24 protein-coding genes and 1 pseudogene are annotated in these 18,598 nt (G+C 71.4%); 9 read left to right on the plus strand and 16 right to left on the minus strand.

Annotated features, from left to right (window positions below; all coding sequences use genetic code 11):
- The 4 genes and pseudogenes from ABT342_RS33670 to ABT342_RS33685 form a co-directional block, all read right to left on the minus strand.
- A pseudogene (locus ABT342_RS33670) lies at positions 1–272 on the minus strand (AMP-dependent synthetase); the annotation flags it as partial.
- 116 nt (positions 273–388) lie between these two features.
- Positions 389–1,084 (minus strand): copper homeostasis protein CutC, encoded by a 696-nt coding sequence (locus ABT342_RS33675; protein WP_351582208.1) that lies wholly within the window; start codon positions 1,082–1,084, stop codon positions 389–391.
- Positions 1,085–1,156: 72 nt separating this feature from the next.
- Entirely contained in the window at positions 1,157–1,555 is a 399-nt protein-coding gene (locus tag ABT342_RS33680) for a DUF6479 family protein (protein WP_502965662.1), read from the minus strand.
- Between the two features lie 96 nt (positions 1,556–1,651).
- Positions 1,652–2,305: a maleylpyruvate isomerase family mycothiol-dependent enzyme gene (locus tag ABT342_RS33685; protein WP_351582212.1), complete on the minus strand. Its 654-nt coding sequence runs from the start codon at positions 2,303–2,305 to the stop codon at positions 1,652–1,654.
- Positions 2,306–2,349: 44 nt separating this feature from the next.
- Between ABT342_RS33685 and ABT342_RS33690 the strand changes: the two genes are divergently transcribed.
- Positions 2,350–3,114, plus strand: coding sequence for an HD domain-containing protein (locus ABT342_RS33690; RefSeq protein ID WP_351582214.1), 765 nt, complete (start codon positions 2,350–2,352; stop codon positions 3,112–3,114).
- Here the strand turns inward: ABT342_RS33690 and ABT342_RS33695 are convergent.
- Together ABT342_RS33695 and ABT342_RS33700 are read right to left on the minus strand one after the other, a co-directional pair.
- Entirely contained in the window at positions 3,062–3,337 is a 276-nt protein-coding gene (locus tag ABT342_RS33695) for a DUF4031 domain-containing protein (RefSeq protein ID WP_351582216.1), read from the minus strand. The two genes, ABT342_RS33690 and ABT342_RS33695, sit on opposite strands and share 53 nt — an antisense overlap.
- Positions 3,334–3,693, minus strand: coding sequence for a DUF8819 family protein (locus tag ABT342_RS33700; RefSeq protein WP_351582218.1), 360 nt, complete (start codon positions 3,691–3,693; stop codon positions 3,334–3,336). The genes ABT342_RS33695 and ABT342_RS33700 overlap by 4 nt, the downstream gene beginning before the upstream one ends.
- 94 nt (positions 3,694–3,787) lie before the next feature.
- On the opposite strand from ABT342_RS33700, the gene ABT342_RS33705 reads away from it, so the two are divergent.
- Together ABT342_RS33705 and murQ are read left to right on the plus strand one after the other, a co-directional pair.
- On the plus strand, positions 3,788–4,729 hold the full coding sequence (locus tag ABT342_RS33705; RefSeq protein ID WP_351582219.1) for a MurR/RpiR family transcriptional regulator: 942 nt from the start codon (positions 3,788–3,790) through the stop codon (positions 4,727–4,729).
- Between the two features lie 58 nt (positions 4,730–4,787).
- Positions 4,788–5,708, plus strand: coding sequence for an N-acetylmuramic acid 6-phosphate etherase (gene murQ / locus ABT342_RS33710; RefSeq protein WP_351582220.1), 921 nt, complete (start codon positions 4,788–4,790; stop codon positions 5,706–5,708).
- A 344-nt stretch (positions 5,709–6,052) separates the two neighbouring features.
- Here murQ and ABT342_RS33715 read toward each other — a convergent pair whose 3' ends face one another.
- From ABT342_RS33715 to ABT342_RS33735, 5 genes are all read right to left on the minus strand, one after another.
- The gene (locus ABT342_RS33715; protein ID WP_351582222.1) at positions 6,053–6,658 is read right to left on the minus strand and encodes an ALF repeat-containing protein; all 606 of its coding nucleotides are present in this window, start codon (positions 6,656–6,658) and stop codon (positions 6,053–6,055) included.
- 365 nt (positions 6,659–7,023) lie between these two features.
- Positions 7,024–8,007: a peptidoglycan-binding domain-containing protein gene (locus tag ABT342_RS33720; protein ID WP_351582224.1), complete on the minus strand. Its 984-nt coding sequence runs from the start codon at positions 8,005–8,007 to the stop codon at positions 7,024–7,026.
- Between the two features lie 70 nt (positions 8,008–8,077).
- A complete protein-coding gene (locus ABT342_RS33725; protein ID WP_351582226.1) occupies positions 8,078–8,797 on the minus strand; it encodes a peptidoglycan-binding domain-containing protein in 720 nt (239 codons plus the stop codon).
- 73 nt (positions 8,798–8,870) lie between these two features.
- The gene (locus ABT342_RS33730; RefSeq protein ID WP_351582228.1) at positions 8,871–10,157 is read right to left on the minus strand and encodes a GH25 family lysozyme; all 1,287 of its coding nucleotides are present in this window, start codon (positions 10,155–10,157) and stop codon (positions 8,871–8,873) included.
- Between the two features lie 84 nt (positions 10,158–10,241).
- Complete coding sequence (locus ABT342_RS33735; protein ID WP_351582230.1) at positions 10,242–11,324, minus strand: peptidoglycan-binding protein; 1,083 nt, start codon at positions 11,322–11,324, stop codon at positions 10,242–10,244.
- Positions 11,325–11,664: 340 nt separating this feature from the next.
- Between ABT342_RS33735 and ABT342_RS33740 the strand changes: the two genes are divergently transcribed.
- A complete protein-coding gene (locus ABT342_RS33740) occupies positions 11,665–12,663 on the plus strand; it encodes a DUF2690 domain-containing protein (protein WP_351582232.1) in 999 nt (332 codons plus the stop codon).
- Positions 12,664–12,709: 46 nt separating this feature from the next.
- Here the strand turns inward: ABT342_RS33740 and ABT342_RS33745 are convergent, their stop codons facing one another.
- The 5 genes from ABT342_RS33745 to ABT342_RS33760 all read right to left on the minus strand — a co-directional run bounded on the left by ABT342_RS33745 (position 12,710) and on the right by ABT342_RS33760 (position 16,164).
- Positions 12,710–13,540: a putative protein N(5)-glutamine methyltransferase gene (locus ABT342_RS33745; RefSeq protein ID WP_351582234.1), complete on the minus strand. Its 831-nt coding sequence runs from the start codon at positions 13,538–13,540 to the stop codon at positions 12,710–12,712.
- Between the two features lie 30 nt (positions 13,541–13,570).
- Positions 13,571–14,404, minus strand: a complete 834-nt coding sequence (locus ABT342_RS33750; RefSeq protein ID WP_351582236.1) for a CARDB domain-containing protein — start codon at positions 14,402–14,404, stop codon at positions 13,571–13,573.
- Positions 14,405–14,646: 242 nt separating this feature from the next.
- The gene (locus tag ABT342_RS33755) at positions 14,647–15,492 is read right to left on the minus strand and encodes a DUF11 domain-containing protein (RefSeq protein WP_351582238.1); all 846 of its coding nucleotides are present in this window, start codon (positions 15,490–15,492) and stop codon (positions 14,647–14,649) included.
- Positions 15,493–15,733: 241 nt separating this feature from the next.
- Positions 15,734–15,946, minus strand: coding sequence for a hypothetical protein (locus ABT342_RS38325; protein WP_502965663.1), 213 nt, complete (start codon positions 15,944–15,946; stop codon positions 15,734–15,736).
- Positions 15,943–16,164, minus strand: coding sequence for a hypothetical protein (locus ABT342_RS33760; protein ID WP_351582240.1), 222 nt, complete (start codon positions 16,162–16,164; stop codon positions 15,943–15,945). Before ABT342_RS33760 ends, ABT342_RS38325 begins: the two co-directional genes overlap by 4 nt.
- Positions 16,165–16,281: 117 nt before the next feature.
- Here ABT342_RS33760 and ABT342_RS33765 point away from each other — a divergent pair, with 117 nt between their 5' ends.
- The 5 genes from ABT342_RS33765 (at position 16,282) to ABT342_RS33785 (ending at position 18,590) form a co-directional block, all read left to right on the plus strand.
- A complete protein-coding gene (locus tag ABT342_RS33765; protein ID WP_351582242.1) occupies positions 16,282–17,124 on the plus strand; it encodes a helix-turn-helix domain-containing protein in 843 nt (280 codons plus the stop codon).
- Entirely contained in the window at positions 17,105–17,353 is a 249-nt protein-coding gene (locus tag ABT342_RS33770; RefSeq protein WP_351582244.1) for a DUF397 domain-containing protein, read from the plus strand. The genes ABT342_RS33765 and ABT342_RS33770 overlap by 20 nt, the downstream gene beginning before the upstream one ends.
- A complete protein-coding gene (locus ABT342_RS33775; protein WP_351582246.1) occupies positions 17,350–17,802 on the plus strand; it encodes a hypothetical protein in 453 nt (150 codons plus the stop codon). Before ABT342_RS33770 ends, ABT342_RS33775 begins: the two co-directional genes overlap by 4 nt.
- Positions 17,803–17,880: 78 nt before the next feature.
- Entirely contained in the window at positions 17,881–18,258 is a 378-nt protein-coding gene (locus tag ABT342_RS33780) for a type II toxin-antitoxin system RelE/ParE family toxin (RefSeq protein ID WP_351582248.1), read from the plus strand.
- A complete protein-coding gene (locus ABT342_RS33785) occupies positions 18,255–18,590 on the plus strand; it encodes a helix-turn-helix domain-containing protein (RefSeq protein WP_351582250.1) in 336 nt (111 codons plus the stop codon). Before ABT342_RS33780 ends, ABT342_RS33785 begins: the two co-directional genes overlap by 4 nt.
- Positions 18,591–18,598: the final 8 nt, after the last annotated feature.

Below are 18,598 nucleotides of genomic sequence, written 5' to 3' on the forward strand. Positions count from 1 at the left end.
ACACCCCGCCCCCGCAGCCAGTTCGCCACCCGGTCCGACCGCTCCGACAGCTCCGCGAACGAGAAACGCCCCTCGCTCCCGTCCTCCTCCACCAGATGCAACGCCGTCCCCGCGTTGCCGTCGGCAATCACATCGAACCAGTCCAGCGCCCAGTTGAAATACTCCAAACGCGGCCACACGAACCCCTCGTAGGCCGCCGCGTAATCCTCCCGATGCCGCAGCAGAAAATCCCGGGCAGCCCGGAACTCCTCCGTCGCACTGTTCCCGGCCATTCGTCCTCACCTCAAGCAGAGTCGGTCCCACGGGCGATGTCTCGCCCTATCCCAGCAGGACCGGCCCCGCCCGCCCCCGGGCCGCACCGGACTCTGTCAGCTCGGACCAACGCCCCTCACGCGTCGAGCGCCGTCCGCCAGACCCGGACCGCCTCCGCGTCCACCGGCGCCGACCAGCCGGACGGGCGGGCCGGGCCGCCGATGTGGAACGCCGTGAGGCCCGCGGCGCGCAGCAAGGGGACGTGGTCCAGGCGCAGCCCGCCGCCGACGAGGATCTGCGGCTCGTAGCCCGCCTCGCCGCGCTGGGCCGCGGCGGCCTCCGAGACGAGGACCGGGAGGCCGAGGTGGACGCCTGCCGGGGAGCCCGCGGTGAGGTAGGCGTCGAGGCCCGGCAGGTCCGCGAGCTGCTTGCGCAGGGCGTCGCGGTCGGCGGCGTGGTCGATCGCCCGGTGGAACGTCCAGCGGCAGCCCTCCAGCTCGGCGACGAGCCGTTCGACGGTGACCAGGTCGGGGTTGCCGTACTCGTCGAGGAAGCCGAGGACGAATTGGTCGGCGCCCTCGGCCCGCAGCCCCCGCGCCGCCGCCACGAGCGCGTCGGTGTCACCCGCCTCGAAGCCGTCGGAGAGCCGCAGCATCACCCGCAGCGGGATGTCGACGGCGGCGCGGATGGCGGCGAAGGTCTCCCGGGACGGGGTCAGTCCGTCCGCCGCCATGTCGGTGACCAGCTCCAGCCGGTCGGCCCCTCCGGCCTCCGCGGCGACCGCGTCCTGCGCGTCCAGGGCGATCACCTCCAGGACTGCACGGTTGCTCATGGCGCCCCATCCCTCCGAGGTCCGACGTCCGACGACACACAGGTCTAGTCCAATACTGGGCCAGCCTAATGCTCAGGACCTCGGCGCGGCACCCGCACCACCCTCACCCGGGCCGGACGCGGGCCCCTGCGGTTGCCCCTGCGAGGGCGCCTGCGGCGGCTGCTCCGGAGCGGCAGCAGGCGCTCCGTGCGTGCTGTGGGTCTTGAGGTTGTACGGCAGCAGCCGCTCGCCGCCCGTCGGGAAGTCGTTCTCGTCCGCCTCCCTGACCTCCTCGATGTGCGTCTGGTGGTCGGGCCGCTTCGGCTGTTCCTCCGGACTCGGCACGCGCAGCCGCGCGCGCCGCCGCCCCTCGTACCACATGGCACCCGCCAGCAAGGCGATCAGGATGACTCCGATGATGAACGGAAAGATCCCGGCCAGATGAGGCGCCGCCGCCACATCGGTGACGGCCGAGGAGCTCAGGGGGTTCAAGGAATTCATGGTGTCTGCCTCCGCGTACGCAAACGGCACACAAGCCTTTCCCGCCCATTATCGTCCGATATGGGAGATCCAGCCGAACCGGCCGGTTCACCCGAAGAAGAGCAGGTCAGCCTCCCTCGCCCCGCTGAGCTCGTAGCGCGTCCCCGTCAGCGGCCGTCCCGCCACCAGCCGGATCAGCGTCGCCGCCGACCCCGTGTAGACGGCCGGCTCGGGACTGTCCGCCCCCAGCACGAGCGGCGCGTCATGGCCGTCCAGCCGGGCCAGCAGCGGCTGCGCCTTCCGCACCCGGGTCAGCCCGGCCAGCAGCGCCAGGGCGGGCGCCAGCCCCTCGCCCTCGTACGCGCCGGGCACCCCCAGCGCCTCCCGCACGTCCCCGGCGTGCACCCACTCGCCGAGCGCGATCCCGTCGTACCAGCGGTGCGCGGCGGCGGCGATCACCGGCCCCGCCTCGGTCATCCCGCGCTCCAGCTCATCGACGATCTGCTGGTGGGAGAGGTCCGCTCGCTCGGCGATGTCCCGGTCGTTCTCCTCGGGGGTGAACCCCCCGGCCTCCACACGCCCCTCGACCACCCGGATCAGCGCGGCCGAACAGTGCGCGAGGACGTGCCGTACCGTCCAGCCGGGGCAGGCCGTGCGAAGGGCGAAGTCGTCGTCGGGGCGGGCGCGCAGCAGAGGGATCAGCGCGTCGCGTTCGGTACGCAGGAGGAGTCCGGGCAGCTCGGGATCGCGGATATCGGTCATGACCCCAGCTAACCGCCGGAAGTCCCCGGTGGACAATGGGCCGCATGGCCGCTGCCGAGCACTCCGATGACTCCCATCACTCCGATGGCGGCGATCACGCCGACCTCCTCGCCACACTCCGCCATCGCTGGGTCGCCGCGCTCCTCGCCATCCGCGAGGACCCCTGTTTCCCCGACCCGCGCCCGTACGCGGACAACCTCCTCGCCCGCTGGTCGGAGCCGCAGCGCCGCTACCACACCGTCGACCATCTCGCGGCGGTGCTCGATCGCATCGACACCCTGGAGCAGTACGCCGACGACCCGGACCTCGTCCGCCTCGCCGCCTGGTTCCACGACGCCGTCTACCTCCCGGAGCGCTCCACCAACGAGGAGCGCAGCGCCCGCCTCGCCGAACGCGCCCTGCCCGAGGCCGGACTGACCACGAAGGACACGAACGAGGTCGCCCGCCTGGTGCGGCTGACCACGACGCACGCGGCGCAGGACGGCGACAGCAACGGCATGGTCCTGTGCGACGCGGACCTCGCCGTCCTCGCCTCCCCGCCGCGGGCGTACGCGGCCTACGCCGCCGCCGTCCGCGAGGAGTACGCCTTCGTCCCGGACGACGCCTTCCGCGAGGGCCGGGCGGCGGTGCTGCGTCAGCTGCTCGGGCTGCCACGGCTGTTCCGTACCCCGTACGGCGAACGGGAGTGGGAGGCGGCGGCGCGCGCGAACATCCAGGCGGAGCTGGAGCGGCTCACAGCGCCTCAGGGGACCGGGATCACCCGGCGGGCCGGCGGCTGTTCTTACGGCGGCGCAGCCCCGCCTCCGTGATCCGGCGTACGAGTTCCTTGGAGCCGGCCTCCACCGCGCCCGCGCGCACCGCGTCGGCGTACCGGTGCGACGGGATGTCGTAGTGGTCACGCTCGAAGGCGTTCGGCGGGCAGCCGATCGCGGCGGCGAAGGCGTGCAGCTCGTCGAACGAGACATCGCTGACCAGGTGGGACCACATGCGGCCGTGCCCCGGCCAGTTGGGCGGGTCGATGTAGACGGTCACGAGGGCAGTCCGCCGACCGGTGCCACCACCACGCCCGCCTTGCCGCACACCCAGCGCGGATCGGGGCCGAGCTCCGGCTCGACGTCGAGGGCGTGGGGTTCGCCCGCGCCGCAGACCGGGCAGAGCGGCCACCGCCCGTACCGGTCCAGCAGCGCGTCCTGCACGTCCTGGGCAACCAGCCCGGCGACGTACTCGGTGCCCTCCGGCCACTGCTCGACCCACCAACGACGCTGCGCGACCGCTTCCTCGACCAGCGAGACGACCTCGGCGTGCGCGACGTCGCGGGCGGCGAGGTCGGCGAGCACGAGGGCGCGCGCGGCGTGCAGGGCCTGTTCCAGTGGGTTGACGTCGCTCATGGACTCATTGTCCCCCTGAGTCCCGCTGGCATGACCCGGCCGGACGGGCCCGAGGGGGTTGACGGCCCCACGAGCCGAAAATACCTTTCATGATGTGACCAGCAACGTGAAGGAAAGTTTCACCGGGGCTTCCGGAACGGGCACCACCGCTCCGCCCGCGCCCGCCGCCCTCGCCGCGAAGGTGCGTACGCTCGCGCCGTCCATGACCCGCTCCATGCAGCGGGTCGCCGAGGCCGTCGCCGCCGACCCGGCCGGCTGCGCGGCGCTCACGGTCACCGGCCTCGCCGACCTCACCGGCACCAGCGAGGCCACCGTCGTCCGTACCGCCCGCCTCCTCGGCTACCCCGGCTACCGGGACCTGCGCCTCGCGCTCGCGGGCCTCGCCGCCCAGCAGCAGTCCGGCCGCGCCCCGGCCGTCACCGCCGACATCGCGGTCGACGACCCTTTGGCGGACGTCGTCGCCAAGCTCGCCTACGACGAGCAGCAGACCCTCGCCGACACCGCCGCCAACCTGGACACCATCCAGCTCGGCGCGGCGGTCGCCGCCCTGTCCGCCGCGCGCCGCATCGACATCTACGGGGTGGGCGCCTCCGGACTGGTCGCCCAGGACCTCGAACAGAAGCTGCTCCGGATAGGCCTGATCGCCCACGCGCACAGCGACCCGCACCTCGCCGTCACCAACGCCGTGCAGCTGCGCACCGGCGACGTCGCGATAGCCATCACCCACTCCGGCTCGACGGGCGACAGCATCGAACCGCTCCGCGTCGCCTTCGACCACGGTGCGACGACCGTCGCGGTCACGGGCCGCCCGGACGGCCCGGTGTCGCAGTACGCCGATCACGTACTGACCACGTCCACGGCCCGCGAGAGCGAGCTGCGCCCGGCCGCGATGTCGTCCCGTACGAGCCAGCTCCTCGTCATTGACTGCCTGTTCATCGGTGTCGCGCAGCGTACGTACGAATCCGCGGCCCCCGCGCTCGCCGCCTCGTACGAGGCCCTCGCGCACCGCCACAGCCCGCGCACCCGCACCCGCTGACCTGCCGGGCCCCTCCGATTCGCTCATCCGCTCACCCGCCGAAAGAGCCGCGCTTCCCATGTCCTCCACGTACGACGAACTCCGTGCTCAGCTGGCCACCCTGACCACCGAGGCGTTCCGCCCCGAGCTCGCCGAGATCGACCGCCTCCCGACCCTCGACATCGCCCGCATCATGAACGGCGAGGACGGCTCCGTCCCGGGCGCCGTCGCCACCCGGCTCCCCGCCATCGCCGCCGCCATCGACGCCACCGCCGCGCGCATGGCCCGCGGCGGCCGACTGATCTACGCGGGCGCGGGCACCGCGGGCCGCCTCGGCGTGCTGGACGCCAGCGAATGCCCGCCCACCTTCAACGCCTCCCCCGACCAGGTCATCGGCCTCATCGCGGGCGGCCACACCGCGATCGTCACGTCCATCGAGGGCGCCGAGGACTCCGAGGAGCTCGCGGCCCGGGACCTGGACGGCCTCGGCCTCACGGCCGACGACACCGTGGTCGGCGTCTCCGCCTCCGGCCGCACGCCCTACGCCGTCGGCGCCGTCGAGCACGCCCGTACCGTCGGCGCCCTCACGATCGGCCTGTCCTGCAACGCCGGCAGTGTGCTCGCGGCCGCCGCCGACCACGGCATCGAGGTCGTCGTGGGCCCCGAACTCCTCACCGGATCCACCCGGTTGAAGGCGGGCACGGCCCAGAAGCTCGTGCTCAACATGATCTCGACGATCACGATGATCCGCCTCGGCAAGACGTACGGGAACCTGATGGTCGACGTCCGCGCCTCCAACGAGAAGCTGCGCGCCCGCTCGCACCGGATCGTCGCGCTGGCCACGGACGCGCCCGACGCGGACATCGAGGCGGCCCTCACAGCGGCCGACGGCGAGGTGAAGACCGCGATCCTGATGGTCCTCGCCGGCGTCGACGCCCCGACGGCCACGAGCCGCCTCAGACACGCGAACGGCCACCTGCGCGCGGCGATTCAAGGCTAGGGCCTGTCCGGGGCGCGGGAACCGAGAGCAGCGCCTGCCGGGCGGCGGCGAGCCCGGACTGCGCGACGGCGTACACGCACGCGGCCGCCAGGAAGGCCCAGAAGGACCGGACGACGAAGAACGACGCCACCGCCGCGCTCGTCGCCGGCGCCAGCAGGACCGCCGTCCCCCTCGGCCCCCGCCGGTCGGCCATCCGCCCCAGCGATACGCCGAGGACCGACCCGAACGGCCCACTCCCCAGGGCCACTTGGGCTCCCGAGGAGTGGGCCACGTGGTCCCGGTGGCGTCCCGGTGACGACGGCGGCACCCGCCTCATCGCGCGTGGCGACAAAGCACTACCAGAACTAGAAGTTTGCTTGCTCCCGGAAAGACCGCAGCGCCTCGGGCGTTCCGTCGCTCAGGGCCCGATTCGCTGCCTCGCGGAGCTCGGTGCTGGTGGTGGGATCCCCGAGCAGGCAGAAGATGGCGAACCTGTCGTCATCGAGCTGGGCGAGGCGGTAGCCGGTCTCCAGGAAGGCGCGCACGGCATCGGCGGTGCCCGCCTGGAGGGCCTTGTTGGCCGCTTCGACGACTGCCCTGTCGCCGTTGCTCTTAGCAATTCCAAGGATGCAGAAGACGGCGGCGTGGTTGTCCGCTTCCTGGGCCGCCTTCCAGCCCGTCTTCAGGAAGTTCCGCTGATCTTCGATGGTGCCGTTCAAGGCCGCCTGCGCGGCTTCGTCGACAGCCTTGCCGGTGCCCGGATCGCCGAGGATGTTAAAGATCTCAACCCGGACGTCGAGGTCGGACATCTCGTCCACGGGCGTGCTCGTGCCGCCCGCCCCTGGCGTCGCCACCCCGCACACCGCCAAGGAGCCGATGGGGCCGGTCGCCGCCGCAGCAGGTGCGGAGAGCAGGAGAACCGGCGCGAGAGCGGTGGTCGCGACAACCAGTAAGGCGCGGGTCATTCTCATGTATGGGCCATCCTTGTGAGGGTAGGGCTGGGAAATCGAGGAACCGACCGGAGGCTCACGCTCTTCGAGCGCTCCGCCGGAACCCGAATACGGCGATGGACGGTCCGATGAACCGCGTCTCATCGACCGGTGATGCAATCCTTGCTCTGACCACGTCTGCGGTCATTGCCGTGGCTTGGCAGACTTCTCAACATTTTGTTGCCCACCTCGAGAACAACTGCGCTATTTTCAACGCTCGTTGCTGTCGGCATCGGATCGCACCAGATCACTACCGGCCGACGGTCGTCACGCCGGGGAAGCCGATGCGCGTGCGGAGGGCTCCGGGCCCGTCCTGGCCCCGGAGTCCCCCTTTCGCTCTTTTCGCCCTAGCGGCCGGCGAGCAACTGCCGCCAGGTCGCCGGTCCGGTGACCCCGTCGGCGGTCAGCCCACGACCGCGCTGGAACTCCTTGACGGCGCGGGCCGTCGCGGGCCCGTACTGCCCGTCCGCGCCGATCGACGCGCCCTGTCGGCGGAGCTGCTGCTGGAGGGCCGTGACCGCGTCGCCCTGCGCGCCGGGGCGGAGGGTGGCGGCGAGCCGCTGCCAGGTGGCGGAGCCGATGACCCCGTCGGCGGTGAGCCCACGGCCCCGCTGGAACTCCTTCACGGCGCCGGCCGTCGCGGCCCCGTACTGCCCGTCCGCCTCGATCGACGCGCCCGCGGCGCGCAGCAGGTGCTGTGCGGTGGTCACCGGCGCGCCGTGCGAACCCGTGCGCAGCGTGGGCCAGGAGGTGCGGGAGTCGGGCGTGCTCGGGCCGGGCGACGGACGGCCGGCGCTCGGCCCGCGGTACGCGATGTCCCAGTGGGTGCGCTCCTTCGCGTAGACGACATCGCCCGCGGTCCACAGGGCCGCTCCGTCACCGCGGCGACCGGCCTTGCGGGCGTGGGACGAGATGTAGCGGTTGACGCAGGAGCTGTGGCCGATGTCCACCTTGTAGCCCTTGCCGTGCGTGAATTCGCCCCTGGTCGAGTGCGGGGGCACCTCCGCGGCGCCGGTGATGACGACGGAGCAGCGGCTGCTGCGCTTGAAGTCGATGATGCCGTCGATGGTGGCCTTGCGGATGCCCTGGAAGCTGGTGCAGCCGCTGCGGTACTTGTCGTTGCAGCCACGGCTGGACTTCCAGCTGATACCGGCCGCCTTCAGCTTCGAGGTGGCCTCGGCGGGCGTGTAGTGGTCGGAGCCGCTCCGCTGCTGCGTCTGGCCGGACGGGACGGCGACGGCCGTGATGGTGGCCCCGGCCCCCACGGCGGCAGCCAAGGCGGTGCCGACGAGGATGCGGGCGGAACGGCCGCGGAAGGTGGTGCGGTCCATGGTGTCTCCCTGGTGGTCGTGGTCGTGGGGTCGTGCGATGCGTGTGATGGGTGGTGCGTGGCGGGGGCCGTCAGGCCGCGCGGCAGGCGGCCTGCGGGCTGTGGAGGGCCCGCCAGGTCCGGGGCCCGACCTTCCCGTCGACGTCGAGCCCGGTGCAGCGCTGTGTCGCGCGTACGGCCTGGTCGGTGGCGGGCCCGAAGACGCCGTCGACGGCGAGCTTGTAGCCGTAGTGCTCCTTGAGCAGGCACTGGGCCTGGCTCACCCGCAGGCCGGTCATGCCCTGGGCGATGACGGTGGCGCGGTCGGTGCTGAAGGCGCAGGTCGTGCCGGAGTCCTCGGCACGGCCGCCCGGCGGCGCGGGCTCGGTGGGGGTGGCCGCCGGAGCGGGGTCGGCGCCGGGCTCCTCGTCCTGCCCCACGGGGGTGCCCCCCGGCTCTTCCGGCGCCGACACGTCGCCCGGTACCTCGTCCAGTACGTCGCCGGACACGTCGTCCGGCACGCCCTCTTCCGGAAGCGGTTCCAGCTCCTGCGGCCATTCCTCCTCCGGGTACCCGGACTCGGGCGCGGGCTCGGTCTCGGACTCGGACTCGGACTCGGCCCCCGTGCCGGTCGGCTCGGCCGAGGCCGCCGCGACCGGTGCGGGGCCCGAGCGCGGGGGCTGACCGTTCGTGGCGATCATCACCGCGAAGAGCGCGGTGACGAAGGCACCGATCAGGATGCCGGTGAGCCGCTGCGTCCTGGCGTTCTTCGACGACTGGTCGTCACGCGTGCTGCGGTGGGCGGGGGCCATGGGGTCATACCTCCGTAAAGGTCGAGGAGATGCGAAGGTCAGGGAATGCGTGAGAGGGAACGGGTGAGGGCGCTCATCGCCCTGGCGCGGAGACCAGCGCACGCCAGGTGCGCGGGCCGACGACCCCGTCCGCCGTGAGACCGTTCGCGCCCTGGAACGCCTTCACCGCCCCCGCCGTACCGGGCCCGAACGCCCCGTCCACGTCCACCCGGTGCCCCCGCGCGGCGAGCCCGCGCTGCACGGCGGTGACGGCGCTGCCCCGGTCGCCGGTGCGGACGGTCACCACGAGGGCCGCCCAGGTGCGCGGGCCGACGACCCCGTCCGCCGTGAGACCGTTCGCGCCCTGGAACGCCTTCACCGCCCCCGCCGTCGCGGGCCCGAACGCCCTGTCCGCGTCGACCCGGTGCCCGCGTGCGTCCAGCAGCAGCTGCACGGTTCGTACGTCCGCGCCGCTCTGCCCCGCGCGGACCGTGGGCCAGCCGTCCGCGGGCATCTCCAGCCGCGGCTCGGGCCGGGGCGTCGGCCGCGGCGGCTGCGAACCGCCCCCCTGTCCGGCCATGGCCCGAAGCTGCGACAGGCTGCCGGAGAAGACGTTGTGGTCGACCTTGGTAACGATGCCCGGGACGCGGTGCGTCTCGGTGTACTGCCAGAAGCGCCACTGCTGCGGCGCCCCGGGAACGGTCTGCGGCTCGTTCGCGCCACTGCCGTAGCGGGCGAGCCAGAGGGGGTACCCGGCGAAGAGCTTCCCGTCGTTCCGCATGCACTCCTTCACGAACGAGGCGCGCGTGTAGACGATCGGGGTGACCCCGAACTCGTTCTTCACCCTCTTCAGGAACGCCTCCACCTGGGAGTGGCGCAGCGTGCTCGGGCACATCTCCCCGCCGCCCTTCCGCGGGACCTTCTCCACGTCCAGGACGGGCGGGAGTTCCCCGGCCCGCCGGCCCGTGTAGCCGGCGGCGCGGATGGTGCGGATGAAGTGGTCGGCCTGGGCGACCCCGTCACGGGTGCTGCGCGGGTCGAAGAAGTGGTACGGCGCGCGTGCCATGGAGGTGGCGGACACCGCACGCCAGTCGGCGGCGAACCACTTGTCCTTCCACGTGGTGCGCTGGGTGGCCTTGAGGAAGGCGAACGACTGGGTCTGGGCCACCTTCGCCCAGTCGATCCGGGCCGTCTCCTTCCCGCCCTTGACGGCGTGGTTGTAGTGGCTGGTGTCTATGCCGGTGACCTTGTACGAGGAGGGCCGGGCCGCTTCGGCGGTCGGGGCGGTACGGGCGACGCCGAGGCCGACGCCGGTCAGGGTCGTGACGGCGGCGAGGCCGATGAGGGCGGGGCGCATCCAGGGGCTGGTGGTGCTGGACATGGGAACTCCTCACAGGAAGGGGTGGTTGCGGGGTGGGCGGTCCGGAGCCGCCGCGCGGCGGCTCCGGACCGCGAGAGGCTGGGGTCAGGCGCCGGGCGGGCTGACGTAGCCGGAGATCTTGTGGCCCCGGGTGACATTGGTCCTGGGGTCGATGCCCTGCCGGAACTTGACCTTGTTGCTGGAGTTGCCTTCGACGGTGTCGATCCGGCCGTCCGCGTGGACCGCGACGACGATCCCGACGTGGCCGCCGGTCTTCTGCGCGGGCGTGCCCCAGACGACGACGTCGCCCGGCTTCGGGTTGGACGTGTGGAACAGCCCGCGCTCCTTGCCCCACAGGCCGACCCCGCGTGCGACGAGGGTGGTGGGCACGGACGCCTTCGGCACGCCCGCCTGCCGCCACGCCCATGAGGTGAACGCGGCGCACCAGGGGGTGGTCCGGCACGACTTGAGATAGACACGGCAGCCGTTCGTCCGCTCGGAGACGCCGATCTGGCTCCGCGCCCCGGAGACGATCCGCTTCCGCAGTGCGGACACGTCACCGGGGACGTTCCCGGAGGGGTTGTCGGGCCTGGCGACCGGCGAGCCGCCCAGCAGCGCCGCCCAGGTCCGCGGGCCGACGACGCCGTCGGCGGACAGGCCGTGCTTCTGCTGGAACCGCTTGACGGCCGAGGTCGTGGCGGGCCCGAACTCACCGTCGACGGCGACGCCTACGCCCTTCTCCGCCAACTGGCGCTGCACGGCCTTCACGGCCGGGCCCTGTGCGCCGGGCCGCACGGTGACGGCGAGGACGGCCCAGGTCTTCGAGCCCACGACGCCGTCGGCCGTGAGGCCCTGGGCGCGCTGGAAGTCCCGCACGGCCGCGGCGGTGGCCGGCCCGAAACCCCCGTCGGCCACGACGGGCCGCCCTGCCGCCGTCAACAGGTCCTGCGCGGCGGCGACGGCCGCACCGCGTGAACCCTGCTGGAGCACGGGCAGTTGGGCGGTGTTCTGACGGTACGTCGTCAGGGACTCGGCAGACCTGGCGGACGTGGTGGTGGTCGTCGCCCTGGAGGCGTTGTCCGTGGTCTCCGCGTAGGCGGTGATGGCGCCCGGTACGAGGATGGCGCCGACAAGGGCGGCGGACGCCAGCACGCGACCGGTCCGGCTGGAGAGACTGATGCGGTTCACGGTGGACTCCTTCGACATCGGCCCCCTGGGCAGCGCGGCATGGCCATGGACATGGGCATGGCGACGCAGCCCTGCACAGGGAGTTGAGAGAAAAGGGATTCGCGGGGCGCTGCCTCCGAGGGCTGCCGCCGACCGCTCCACAAGATTGCCCCGCTGGACTCACGGACCTCTAGTCTCGAAAGGGGGGCGTCTCATTCATCGCTGATGCATCATTAATTCAGGGCGCTGACCTGCGAAAACGAGTGAATGCATGCATAGAGAAAAGGAGTGGTGGGGGACCGTGCAGCAACCTGATCAGGTGATGCCGGAGCAAGGCGACGCAGCTTCGGAACTGTCACGCATGTTGCGTGGGTGGTGGCTCGACGACAGGCAGCAGCGCAAGCAGGACGCGCTCGCCAACCAGCTCACCAAAATGGACGTCCAGATCAGCCAGGGGATGCTCTCGCGCTATCTGGCGGGCAAGCAGATCGCCCGGGAGGACGTGGTCCGGGGACTCCACAAGCTCCTGGGGCGGGAGCCCGATGAACTGCCTGGCGCGTTGGAGCTTCTGAGAAAGGCTCAGGAGGAGCGCAAGCGGACCTCGCAGGAACGGTTGCGGACGCCGTCCGCGCCGATGGCCGAGCCCGCACCGGCCGCGCAGCCCCCGTCGGCGACACACCCCACACCGGGCTCGGCCGCGCACCCCGCACCGGGCGCACACCCCACGCCGCCCAGCGGCCCCGCCGCCGGCGCGCAGCTCTCCGTGCCGCCCACCCAACCCCCGGCCCCCGAGGCAGGGCCGCCCGAGAGACCGGGGAGGCAGCGCAAGGTGCCCGTCCTTCTCGCGGTGGCCGCGGTGGCCGTCGCCCTGCTCCTCACGGCCGGCTTCGTACTGAACGACTTCCTCGGGGACGACACCTCCTCCTCCGGGAAGCCGTCGGCGGGTGCTTCCGCCACGACCGGCTCCCCGGGCGACCCCGCAGCCTCCCAGCCGTCCTCGTCCGCCGCCAAGGAGCTGGTCAGCTGCAAGGGCGCGGACTGCCTCGGCTGGGAGCCCGAGCGCACCGTCTGCGCGAGGGACGCAAGGACGGCCGCTATCGACACCGACCCGGCGGTCGAGGTGGTGGAGCTCCGCTACAGCGACCTGTGCAAGGCCGCCTGGGCCAAGATGAGCAACACCACCCAGGGCAACATCATCAGGATCGTCGGAACCCCCCACCGGGGCGAGTACACCCAGCGCGGCGGCAACGACGCCCACACGCCGATGATCCCGGCCGCCCGCCCCGAGGACGTCAAGGCCTGCGCGATCGTCGAGCCACGTACGGTGTGCGCGACGCGCCCGGTACCGAACCGACAGTAACCGCCCCACCGACGGACAAACGCGGCGCGGAGAACCTCCGCGCCGCTCAGCCGGAAAGCGCCCCGTCCGTCGGCGCCGCCGTCGGCTTCGTCCCGATGACGACGGTCGCGTAGAGGTCCTCGCACTCCGCCACGCGCGCCACTAGCCCGCCCCGCTCCACGGCCTCCACCGCGCCGTCCGCCTGCCGCTCACTCGTCTCGAACAGCAGGATCCCGCCCGGCGCGAGCCACTCCCCCGCCTCCCCGGTCACCCGCCGCAGCACGTCCAGCCCGTCCGCGCCCCCGTCGAGCGCGACGAGCGGCTCATGGACGCGGGCCTCGGCGGGCAGCAGCCCGACCTCCTCGGTCGGTACGTACGGCACGTTCGCGGCCAGGATGTCGATACGCCCCCGCAGCGCACCGGGCAACGCCGCGTACAGGTCCCCCTCGAACACCTCGCTGCCCCGTATGTTCCGCCGCGCGCACCGCACGGCGGCGGGCTCGATGTCGGCGGCGTACAGCTCGACCTCCCCGCCCAACTCCGAGGCCAGCGCGGCGCCCACCGCCCCGGACCCGCAGCACAGATCGACGACGACGCGCGCGTCGGGCCGCGCGGCGACGGCCTGCCCGACCAGGAACTCGGTACGCCGCCGGGGTACGAAGACCCCGGGGTCCACGGCTATCCGCAGACCCCGGAACTCCGCCCAGCCGAGCGCGTGCTCCAGCGGATGCCCTTCGACGCGCAGATCCACCATGAAGGCGAGCTCGGCGGGATCACGGGCGGTGGCGAGGAGCAGCGCGGCCTCGTCCTCGGCGAAGACGCACCCGGCGGCGCGCAACCGGTCGACGATGGAGGTAGTGGCAGAGGTGGAGGTGGAGGTGGTGGCGGAGATGTCCATGGATCCGCCACCTTAACCTCTGAGGCCTGGTCAGGAGACGGTGACGGTCGCGTCGTCGCGGTTGTTCAAGAGGTTGGGGTCGGCCGTGAGCACGTTGACGTCGGCGACGTTCCGGTAGGTGCCCGGGGTCGCGTAGGTGACGGGGACCTGGATGGTCGCCGTCTCGCCAGGCGCGAGCGGGCCCTCGGTGCTGCAGAAGAGCTGGCGCGAGGGCTCGGCGAAGGCGCAGTCCCACCCTGGCGGGGCCACGACCGTGCCCACGTCGGCCCCCTCCGGGAACCTGTCGGTCAGCTGCAGGAACTCTGCCGCACTGGGCCCCTTGTTGGTGACGGTGTAGGTGTACGTGACCTGCGTGGGGGCCGTCCCCGACGTCGGATCCGCCGTCTTCTCCAGCTTCACGTCGGCACCCGCGACGACGACCTTCGCCTTGGCCTCGTTGTTACGGGGGTCGGGGTCGGGGGTGTCCGATACGACGGTCGCCACGTTCGGGTAGATGCCCGGGTCGGCGTGGGCGACGGAGAACTGCACTGTTTCCGTCGCGCCGGGCGCGATGTCGCCGAGGAAGCACCGGAACCTGGCGGCGCCGTTGATGATGCCGAGTTCGGCGACGTCACAACCTCCGATGAGGTCGATTCCGCTGACGTTCGGCTGGATGTAGTCCGTCAGGATCGTGTTCGCTGCCGTCTCCGGACCGTGGTTGGTGACCGTGTAGGTGTACGTGACCAGCTCGTCCGTGGTCGTCCGGGACTTCTCCGCCTCCTTGTCCAGCTTCAGGTCGGCACCCGTCTTCGGCTTCGGCCCCTCCGCCGCACCCGCCGCACCCGCCGCTCCGAGAACCGGCACGAGGGCAAGGGAGAGGCTCACCAGGCCACCCAGCGCAAGGCGCCCCCGCCGCCCCGACCGTCTCTCCCTCACCTCGCGACTCGCCACGTTACGTACATCCACCATCTGCCTGACCTTCCGCACTGGACTCCGCGTCGGCGGATGCCGACGCGCGCCCGGTCAACGTAGGACCGCGATGCGACCCGACCAGTCCGACAATCCGACAGCCATCCCGGATCCCACCCGGTCGGCGGCAGTACGGGCGGCGACCGGCGGCGACCGGCTCAGGACACGGTGACGGTCGCCTGGTCGCGGTTGTCGGCGGTGTTGGGGTCGGCCGTGAACACGAATACCTCCGCCGCGTTCCGGTAGGTGCCCGGGGCGTCGTACCTGACGGTGAGCAGCACCGTTGCCGTGGCACCCGCCGCCAGCGAGTCGACGTCGCACTGGAGCGTGCGCGTGGGGGCGTCGAAGATGCAGTCCCATCCCGGCGGGAACACCAGCCCGGTCTGGACGGCTCCCTCCGGAAGCGTGTCGGTCAGGAGCACGAACTGGGCGGTGCTGGGCCCCTTGTTGGTAACGGTGTAGGTGTACGTGACCTCCGAGCCAGCCGTCGTCGACGTCGGGCTCACCGTCTTGCGCAGCTTGAGATCGGCGCCCCCGACGACGACCTTCACCTTGTCCTTGTTGTTGCGGATGTCGGGGTCCGGGGTGTCCGATGCGACGCTCGCCGAGTTCGTGTAGGTGCCGGGATCGCGGTAGGCGACGGAGATCTTCAGGGTCACCGTCGCGCCGGGCGCGAGGTCCCCGAGGGGACACCGGAAAAGCCCGGTACCGGCGACGGTGATGGTCACGCACTGAGGAGAAGGGGAGGTGTCGATATTGCTGATGAACGGCTGGACATGGTCCGTCAGGACCGTGTTCTCCGCCGTCTCCGGTCCACGGTTGGTGACCGTGTAGGTGTACGTGACGAGGTTGTCCGTCGTCGTCCGCTTCGGATCCACCCGCTTGTCCAGCTTCAGGTCGGCACCCGTCTCCGGCCACGGCCCCTCCGCCGCCTCCACCGAACCCGCCGCTCCGAGAAACGGCACAAGGGCGAGGGAGAGGCTCACCAGGCCACGCAGCGCCACCCGTCTCCGCCGCCCCGACCGTCTCTCCCGCACCTCTTGACTCCGTACATCGCGCACATCCACCATCCGCCTGACCTTCCGCACTGGACTCCGCGCCGGCGGATTGCCGACTCGCGCCCGGTCAACGTAGGGCTGGGATCCGTCCCGGCCGGTATGGCAATCCGAAGGTCATTCCCGATTCACCCGGTCGGCCGACCAGGGCACGGCGAAGATGCACGGCAAACGGGTGACGCCTTACGGCCTACGGCAAGCGCCCCTCCCGGTTACGCTCCCGCACCCGCGCCCGCAGGACCTCACCGGGCGGTGCCGGTCTCAACACGTCCGCCGGACAGTCCCACTCCCGTCCACCCCCCGGCGGCCGCAGCTGTACGTACGGACCCACCCGGCCCATCACCCGCCCGATCCGCCCGTCCCGCGCGTCGATCACGTACTCGGGCTCCCCGGCCGCCGTCACGGCGTGCGCGCCTGGTGCAGGACGGCGGCCAGCCGCAGCGCCGTGTCCAGGTTGCAGCACCCCAGATCGATGAGCGGGTACGGCGTCTCGCTCGCCAGCGACACGATGTCCACGCGCACGGAGGGCAGAGTGACCCCTGTCCCCTCCAGTTCGCCCCGCAGCTGGGAGACCACCTCTTCCGCGGCCCGCAGCCGCTCCGCCGATCGCACTACCGCCATGATCAGGCACCTCCATGCACGCTGAGTGTTCTCGTTCTGCACACAGCGTGGCGACGGATCGCTACCGTGAACAAGAACGGCGGCCCAACAACCCCACAAGTGCGACATGGAGTTGACATGCCAGGTCCGAAGGATCTAGACCCGTCCACGTCTCCCCGGGCCCTCCTCGGCGCCGAGCTGCGCCATGCCCGCGAGCAGGCAGGCCTCACCCAGGAGAAGCTCGGCGAATTGCTCTTCGTGAGCGGCTCGTTCATCGGCCAGCTGGAGGCCGGTACGCGCCGGATGCACAAGGAGATGGCGAAGCAGATCGACGCCATACTCGGCACGAACGGCTTCTTCGAGCGGAACTGCGCGGCCGCCAACAAGTCCAAGTACCCGGACCACTTCGCCGAGGCGGCGGAGGCGGAGGCGGTCGCGACGGCGATCAGGGAGTACGCGCCGCAGCTGATCCCGGGCCTGCTCCAGACCGAGGCGTACGCGCGGGCGGTGTTCCGCGCGTACCAGCCGACGGCGCCGGAGGAGGTCATCGACGAACTCGTCGCGAACCGGCTCGACCGCACGCGCCTCCTCGACGATCCAACGAAGCCGCAGTTGTGGACGGTGCTGGACGAGGCGGCGCTGCGCCGGAAGGTCGGCAGCCCGGCGGTGATGGCGGAGAACCTGCACCATATCGCGGCGATGATCCGCGCCCACCGGATCATCGTGCAGGTGCTGCCGTTCGGGGCAGGCGCGCACCCGGCCATGGGCGGCGCCCTCAAGCTGATGTCCTTCGACGACGCACCCCCGCTCGTCTACTTCGAGGGCCCAGGAACAGGCCAGTTGGAGGACGATCCGGCCACGGTCGCCCACCACCAACTGGCCTACGATCTGCTCGCGGCCAGCGCACTGTCACCGGAAGAATCCCTGGCCCTGATCGAGTCAGTGGCGGAGGATTACGCGCATGAAGAGCAGCAGCCTTGAGTGGTACAAGTCCAGCTACAGCGGCGGCGAGGGCGGCAACTGCCTTGAGGTCGGCCGCTGGCGCAAGTCCACCTACAGCGACGGCAGCGGCGGCAACTGCCTTGAGGTAGCCGACGGCCACCCCGGCCTCGTCCCCGTCCGCGACTCCAAGAACCCCGACGGCCCGAAGCTCGCGTTCCGGACCCCGGCCTGGTCCACGTTCATCGAGGGTGTCAAGGAGCGCAGTTGAGCGACGAGCCCTTCCTCATACGGAGCAAGTGGGGCACCAACCGGTACGTCTACAACCACCGCAACCCCGCCGGCCTCGCCCTCATCATCATCACCCCACTCATCGTGATCGCGGGGCTGTGGGCCATGCGGGAAAGCTCGGAATGGAGCGAGGGCGAACTGCGCTCCGCCGTGCGCCAGGCAGCCACCGCGCTGAGCGAGAGACCGCACTACGGCAGCGAAGAGCTGGGCTGGGAGGGCATCATCCGCGACGCCGTCTCGGAGACCGGCGAGGGCCCCGACTACGGCGGCGTCCACGCCGACCGGGACGGCTCGGACTACACCGTCTCGGGCGACGGCACCAACGCGAAGTTCTGCATGCGGGTCACCGCCACCCCGAAGGGCGAGCAGGTCCTCCCGGGGCACGGCGAGTACGTCATGTCCGTCCTCGTGGACGACGGCCCCTGCTGAAAATCGGCGTCACCCACAACGGTGAGGATTGCCGCGCGCACGGTATTATGTCGTGAACGACATAATACCGTGCGCAGCATGGATGACCTGTACGTGATCGAGGTCGAGCCAGAAGTGCGTTCCTGGCTGGAGTGCATTCCGATCGGGCACTACCGGAAGGTGGAGGAGTACGCCGAGCTGCTGGCCGCCCTGGGCACTCGCACTCCCATGCCCTTCGCTCGCCCGCTGAGAGACGGTGTGTACGAGCTCCGGCCCACGCTCGGCGGAGCAGACACGAGGATCACCTACTGGTTCGCGCCGGGACACCGAATCGTGCTGCTCACTGTCTTCCGTAAGACCCGGATGCGTGAGGCCGCTCAAGTGGCACGGGCGGTAGCTGCTCGTATCGTGTGCCTGAGCGAGCACGGCCCGGCCCACGCGACGTACAGCCGGGGCGAGAAAGGGGACGCATCATGAACCATGCCCGCTGGAAGCTGGCCCGTGAGAAGAAGCTGACCGAGGGGTACGTCGAGTCCCCGGATGCCGTCGCCGAGCGCGCGGAGATCCGCTTGGCGATGGCCTTCGCCAAGGCCGTGTATGACCGGCGCCAGGAGCTTGGACTCTCCCAGGCCGAGGTCGCCGAGCGCGCGGGGCTCACCCAGGCCAAGATCTCCCGTGTCGAAGGCGCCGACGCCGTGCCGACGCTGCCTCTGCTGCGACGGCTGGCGCGAGCGCTGAACGCCTCGTTGAACATCGCTTTGGACGAGGATCGCGAAGAGGTCAAGTTCATCGGCCACCCGGCGGCCTGACTACTGGC

It is taken from the genome of Streptomyces sp. NPDC000410, assembly GCF_040300305.1.
Lineage (GTDB): Bacteria > Actinomycetota > Actinomycetes > Streptomycetales > Streptomycetaceae > Streptomyces.